At 48.5% G+C, this 6,043-nt stretch carries 7 protein-coding genes; 1 reads left to right on the top strand and 6 read right to left on the bottom strand.

The features are described 5' to 3' along the window. From BLO51_RS02745 to BLO51_RS02735, 3 genes are all read right to left on the bottom strand, one after another. Positions 1–200, bottom strand: a 200-nt coding sequence (locus BLO51_RS02745; protein ID WP_167670085.1) for a helix-turn-helix domain-containing protein, incomplete at its 3' end; no start/stop codon positions are given. A 199-nt stretch (positions 201–399) separates the two neighbouring features. Next, positions 400–1,002 carry a hypothetical protein gene (locus tag BLO51_RS02740; protein ID WP_143006805.1) on the bottom strand — a complete coding sequence of 201 codons (603 nt, stop codon included), beginning with the start codon at positions 1,000–1,002 and terminating at the stop codon, positions 400–402. 30 nt (positions 1,003–1,032) lie between these two features. Continuing rightward, positions 1,033–1,560: a YfbM family protein gene (locus tag BLO51_RS02735; RefSeq protein ID WP_090666597.1), complete on the bottom strand. Its 528-nt coding sequence runs from the start codon at positions 1,558–1,560 to the stop codon at positions 1,033–1,035. A 216-nt stretch (positions 1,561–1,776) separates the two neighbouring features. Between BLO51_RS02735 and trxB the strand changes: the two genes are divergently transcribed. Beyond that, positions 1,777–2,718 (top strand): thioredoxin-disulfide reductase, encoded by a 942-nt coding sequence (trxB, locus tag BLO51_RS02730; protein WP_090666596.1) that lies wholly within the window; start codon positions 1,777–1,779, stop codon positions 2,716–2,718. Between the two features lie 54 nt (positions 2,719–2,772). Here trxB and mdcH read toward each other — a convergent pair whose 3' ends face one another. From mdcH to BLO51_RS02715, 3 genes are read right to left on the bottom strand one after another with little or no spacing between them, the layout of a single operon-like run. Then, entirely contained in the window at positions 2,773–3,699 is a 927-nt protein-coding gene (gene mdcH, locus BLO51_RS02725; protein ID WP_090666594.1) for a malonate decarboxylase subunit epsilon, read from the bottom strand. Between the two features lie 23 nt (positions 3,700–3,722). Beyond that, positions 3,723–4,346: a malonate decarboxylase holo-ACP synthase gene (locus BLO51_RS02720; RefSeq protein WP_090666592.1), complete on the bottom strand. Its 624-nt coding sequence runs from the start codon at positions 4,344–4,346 to the stop codon at positions 3,723–3,725. Then, on the bottom strand, positions 4,334–6,043 hold the full coding sequence (locus BLO51_RS02715; protein WP_090666614.1) for a biotin-independent malonate decarboxylase subunit beta: 1,710 nt from the start codon (positions 6,041–6,043) through the stop codon (positions 4,334–4,336). Before BLO51_RS02715 ends, BLO51_RS02720 begins: the two co-directional genes overlap by 13 nt.

Raw genomic sequence — 6,043 nt, 5'->3', positions numbered from 1 at the left:
AAAGCGGAAAGACCACCTGTTTGATAAGCTTGAATATAGCCTTTTACCGTTTGAACGCTTCGGTTTAAAATAGGCGCAATCGCTTCCGCCCGGGTACCTTGCAAATATAAATATAGCGCCTGATAACGCTCGTACATGCGGCGATCTTTTGCTTTTTTCATCGCTTGCTTAACTTCTTCTAATTTTTGTGCGTTTTCCATCTTCATTCCCTGCCTGTCTGTTCATGTTTCATTACTTATTCGACAAGTAGGTATGAATTTCCTTACCATAGATTTCTAAGGTCTTTAGTTCAACTTATATAGATGCGAACACCTTTCACTTCGTGGCTTTTGGTTTAAAGCATGAGGATTACCGACAAGCGCCCTCCACGTAAAAGGGCGCTTCGCTTTTTTTCAGTATTCATTCCAACGAAGTACGTTTTTCGTATTCACTCTTAGCAAAATCAATCGCTGAAAATACGATGTCATCATAAGTTTCATTAAACTCCTCTAAAACGTTACTAAAATCATCATCGGTTTGAATCGTTGATATTACTTTTAAACAAGCTAAGGCAAAGTCATTTTCCCCAAGTTCAAATAATATATCGCAATTTGCCAACTCCTCAAACTCGACTATATTTTGAGATTCGACTATTTTGTATAACATTTCTCTAAAAATTTTCATTGATTGATCGGCTTGCCCATTCTTAAACAAACCGATTGCTCCGCCCCAATGTTCATCAAGCGCAGCCTCATTCAATTTGCCATCCTCATCTAATAAACTTGTGTCTAATTTCGCATAAGTTTCGGCTAGCCTGCCTTTTGGACTCCATATATAGGAAACGCCTATTTTGCTCAAGTATTCTGACACAGCTGTTAAACGCCCATGTTTTAACTTTAAATAGTCTGTTCTCCCCAATTCCTTTTCAAGAGCAACGGCATGATCACGCCACCACTTATGCCACCAAACACTACTTTTACCTTCAATAATATCTTTTAATGCCTGTATATTTTCTGTAGACATCGGCATTGTTGTCACCCCAAATTTAAATTGTTAATTGATATATAAAAGCATATACTTATCTTCAGAACTTGCCTGCTCAAAAAATGATTGTAAGGCTTCAAAGTGATGATAAGAATACTCAAAAACTTCTTCACCATCTTCATCTTCCATTAAGGGATGTACAACATTTTCCAACATTTTTTCTATGTCAGAGCGCTTTTGGAAATCTTCTTTTGTCATACCCTTAATTGAAAGATAGCACTCTTTTACCTCTTGATTGGTCAAATACCTCGCCGAACCATAGCCAATATCTTCATTGCTAATTTCTTTTCCCCCTAATACAATATGGAAAATAGGTGGCAAGTTATTCATATTTTCCATATGCTCGCCCATGTTCATCATACTTTGTCCAGTCAAAACGAAGTTAATAATATCCCATGCTTTATCTATGTCCAATTTGTCATTTTCAGATAGATGTCCTCCATCGGAATATAAAAACTCTGAAACAGCTATTTTATTTTGGTATAACAAATCAAACTGTTCTTTCGTGATCTTGCAGTAATTACCAATCATGCTCATAAAGACACTCTCCTATCTGCCGGTCACAGCTGGCAAAATTATTTTACTCTTACTGTAGCACACAAATAAAACCAATTACTATAGCAATGGATACGGAAATTGTCCGCTTTTTCTTCATGAATCCTTCATGTGACCTTAATCAAACCTTCATGCACCCTGTCTCCGAGTGAGATATGATAAAGCTTAAGGATAGGATGGATGAAGGAGGAAAACATCATGTACAACAGCGTAATTATCGGAACAGGCCCCGGAGGTTTGACGGCGGCTATTTATTTGGCAAGAGCGGGAATGAAGCCTTTGGTGATTGAAGGTCCGGAGCCGGGGGGACAACTGACGACGACGACCGAGGTCGAGAACTTTCCGGGCTTCCCGGAAGGGATTATGGGTCCTGAATTAATGGATAATATGCGTAAGCAGGCCGAACGCTTCGGCGCCGAATTCCGGACGGGATGGGTGAATAAAGCCGATCTTTCCAAGCGGCCGTTTACGCTTTCGGTAGAAGGCATGGGCGACGTTCAAGCGGAAACGGTGATCGTGTCCACCGGAGCTTCTGCGAAATACCTCGGCATTCCGGGAGAAAAGGAAAACATCGGCCGCGGGGTAAGCGCCTGTGCGACATGTGACGGCTTCTTCTTCCGGGGCAAAAAAGTTATTGTCATCGGCGGCGGGGATTCGGCCATGGAAGAGGCGGGCTTCTTGACCCGCTTCGCTTCGGAGGTCATTATGGTGAACCGGCGCACCGAGCTTCGCGCGTCGAAGATCATGCAGGACCGGGCGCGAGCCAATGAGAAAATCAGCTGGAAGCTGAACCGGACTCCGCTGGAAGTCATCGCGGGAGAACAGGGCATTACCGGGCTTAAGGTGAGAAACAACGATACCGGCGAGGAAGAAATCATCGAAACGAGCGGGGTCTTCATATCGATCGGCCACACGCCGAATACGAAGTTTCTGGACGGCCAGCTGACGACCGACGAGAACGGTTACCTGCTGGTGAAGCCCGGAACGACGGAAACGAACATTCCCGGCGTGTTCGCGTGCGGCGACGTTCAAGACAGCCGGTATCGGCAGGCGATCAGCGCAGCCGGGACAGGCTGCATGGCGGCGCTCGATTGCGAGAAGTTTCTGGAGTCGGCCGAGCTGAAGGAGCTTGCGCTGTAATAGAATCGGAAGGCTATGACCCCGGCGTCTGCAACGGCGCCGGGGGTTTTTATTTTAAGAAGACTCGCGCAAAATCAATATTTTCGCGTCCTCCAATCCACTCTTACTGAACGAAATCGATCGTGCGTTAGGAAATGCCGCAGCAGCCAGGTCTGTCAAGACGTGACCAGGTGACATTTCCACAAACAGCCTGGCCCCCCGTTCGTATAACAGCGTAGTTGCATCGTGCCACCGAACAGGTTTGGCAACGCTTAATGCAAGATCTTTTCTGATGGCTGCTGCGTTCTTAAGAGTTCGTGCATTAACGTTCGCTGCGTAAGGTACAGTTGGTTCACGCAAAGCTGTCCTTTCCAAGGCCACCATCAACTCCTCTGATACCCGATTTAGCAATGGGCAATGCGAAGGAACGCTTACGTTCAATAACCGGGCCATCCGAGCACCTGACAAACGGGCGGATGCAAAGACTCTTTCGAGTCCGGCAATCGCACCTGCAACGGTAATTTGTTGAGGAGCATTCAGATTAGCCATGTAGACAGGCTCCTCGCGCGTAAACTCTTTTTGGATGATTTCAAATAATCGGCGTTCATGGAGACCTGCGACAACCCCCATCCCATACCCCCTTGGATATGCATTTTCCATTAGCGTGGCACGCAGCTTTACAAGTTGTAACGCGTCTTTGAATTCTAGAACATTTGAAATGACAGCAGCACTGAATGCGCCCACAGAATGACCGGCCACCCAATCCGGCGATGCTCCTTCCGCTTGTAAAGCACGGGCCGCAGCTACTCCGGAAATAAGTAAGGCAAGTTGAACGGCAATCGTAGAGGAAAGAGACTTTTCCGAATCTAGCGTATATACGTCTTCTTTCAATACCTCACTTGCTTCATGAAAAGTTGCTTCGATAGCCGGATGATCCGGCAATTGATGGAGCATTTCTGTCTGTTGTGAACCTTGGCCCGGAAAGAGAAACACAACGCTCATCTTCCATCCTCCCGATTCTTAATTTACGGAGACCATGGATTGTTCACTAATTTAGGGCCGGAGCTTGTACGGAGGAGTACTTGCTTTTCATGACGGGCATACTCGGCGAGTGCAACCGCTCCGAAGGGAGTCTCAAGCTGGGCATCTACTCGAATCGGTAGTTGAGTATGCCAATCGTGGAGAGTTCTTGCAGTCTCCCTAGCAAGCGGTTGGGGCATTCGGATCACGATGTCCAAATCGCTGTCGGGACGAGCAGTCGGTGTAGAACTTGCGAGTTCGAAACCGATGCTGCCCGTGAGTCCCCAAGACCAATCATAACGACCGTAATACGAAGAAACGATATCAAGGATCTGGAAAGCCCGAATGGTATGAAGCCGTGCGCTCGTTCTCCAGCCGGCCTGTGAGACGAGCTGCTCCGGCGTCACTTTCATTACGACCTCAGAGGATGGAAGATAGGCACCGAAACGTTGATTTCTATGTTCGCCACGAACCCCGATCGGAATTATGCCATCCTGAAGCGGCGCTCTGCGAACAACAACCCAAGGGGAGTGAAACAACGATTCGCGCACCCATTGTGGCACTTTTTCATTACTGATGATGCCCTCTATATGGCGAATTTGCAGCAGATCATGTACTAACAGTTCCATTGTTCCGCCATACGGACACGTACTTCGATGGATGCGGCTCGTCCCTTTCGGGCATGATCGGAAGTCAAGCGACGACTTAAGTCCCTTGTCGTGTCTCGTGTCTCGGAAATCGCATTTTTTAATTTGCTTTGCACGTTCTCGATGTCTGATTGCGCGGGCTCATCGGCAGACACGTCCGCCAGTAATTCGTGCAATGAACCTAGTGAAGAAAAGGAACGTATATCGTAAGCGGTCGCGGGTAGCTTTTTGGCCGCTTCTTCCAGTTCTTCGATCGATCGACGGGTGACACGAGCGGCAGATGTTCGGGACATCACTTGTACTGCAACACCGGGGTCATCAAGCGCGAGGATGCGGCTGGCCTGTAATCCGTGGGCAAGGAAAGCGCCTGAAATGGCGTTTCCAACAAGGAACGCAATGACAGGATGTCCAGCCAATCGAGCGGATGCGTAGGCGTCTGCGGCAGCAGCACAGGCCAAATGAATACCCAGTAATTCCTCCCGGTAACCATAAGCTTGACTCGGCACGTCGACAATGGCAACGATCGCTCGGCGCTTACCGTGTTCATCAGCTTTGATGGCATCACGGACATATCGTGCAATGGTCCAGCCCTCGTCCAAACCTACCTCGCCATGGCGGGCACGAGGGAATCGGTTTTTTGCATTGGGAACGACCGCAATATAACGAACGCTCTCTTCACCTAAGGATGCATCCGCACACAAAACGGATGGTGCCCCAGCCTTTTCCGGCTTCGTTACGCCGGTCAACGCTTCAAACCACGTTCTCCCACGACTCCTATCTTTCGATTCTGTCTGGCGCCACACTTCTTCCAATTCCCTGATCCGTTCGTCAGTAGGGGAGACCTTTTGCTCTTGATCTCGTCCCCATAGGGCCCGTAACCGTGAAGCATCTAGAGGAGCGGAGGGGTCGATAACGGCAAGCCGAGAAAGAAACCGTTCCACCTGAGAACTACGAGCTTCAAGCGGCACGTCTCGCTGACATGCATCACGAACAGCCTGATAAATTTCTGCCACGTCGTCACGGACCAAGGTATCAACCATACCGGTTGCAAATCGCTGCTCGCCACCGGCCGTGCTCCAGATGAACGGACGGTCACTCGAATCGAACTCCTGGATTCCCGCTTCCTGCTCAATGACTTCAGGTCCGTTTAGCTGCAACCGTCCTTGACGAGTCATGATCAGAGCTGTGCATAAGGCAGACGTGATCGACATGCCGCCAAAACAACCGATCATCCCTGACACGACACCTACGACGGGTACGTAGCGGCGCAATGCCACAATGGCAGCTTGCATTTCTGCAGTAGCCAGCAACCCAAAGTTTCCTTCCTGCAATCTCACGCCCCCTGTCTCAAGCAATAATACAGGTTTCGTACGAATGCCCTCTTCATTGTCTTCTAACGCTTGTTCAAGTGCCCCCGCGATCTTGGCGCCGGAAACCTCCCCAATTCCTCCTCCTTGAAAAGCGCCTTCGATGGCAATGACAACAGCGGAAGCTCCATTGATTAAGCCGCGAGCAATCACCACACCGTCATCACTCTGCGGAACAATGCCCTGAGGTGCGAGGTGAGGAGATTCTATTCGATCAAAGGGCCCGAGGATTTCGCGAAAAGTATCCGGGTCGAGAATCGCCGCAGCCTTCTCTCTGGCATTTAATTCAATGAAGCTATGTTTCAAAAGCAT

The organism is Paenibacillus tianmuensis, from assembly GCF_900100345.1.
Lineage (GTDB): Bacteria > Bacillota > Bacilli > Paenibacillales > NBRC-103111 > Paenibacillus_G > Paenibacillus_G tianmuensis.
The sequence above is the reverse complement of the archived record's forward strand: the minus strand, read 5'-3'. Positions and strand labels throughout refer to the sequence as shown.

What these genes read in the sequence shown, in the direction of transcription:
- BLO51_RS02720 (WP_090666592.1), bottom strand. Translation starts at nt 4,346, where the DNA reads ATGGAACTGTTAGTACATGATCTGCTGCAAATTCGCCATATAGAGGGC.
- mdcH (WP_090666594.1), bottom strand. Translation starts at nt 3,699, where the DNA reads ATGAGCGTTGTGTTTCTCTTTCCGGGCCAAGGTTCACAACAGACAGAA.
- BLO51_RS02715 (WP_090666614.1), bottom strand. Translation starts at nt 6,043, where the DNA reads ATGCTTTTGAAACATAGCTTCATTGAATTAAATGCCAGAGAGAAGGCT.
- BLO51_RS02735 (WP_090666597.1), bottom strand. Translation starts at nt 1,560, where the DNA reads ATGAGCATGATTGGTAATTACTGCAAGATCACGAAAGAACAGTTTGAT.
- BLO51_RS02740 (WP_143006805.1), bottom strand. Translation starts at nt 1,002, where the DNA reads ATGTCTACAGAAAATATACAGGCATTAAAAGATATTATTGAAGGTAAA.
- trxB (WP_090666596.1), top strand. Translation starts at nt 1,777, where the DNA reads ATGTACAACAGCGTAATTATCGGAACAGGCCCCGGAGGTTTGACGGCG.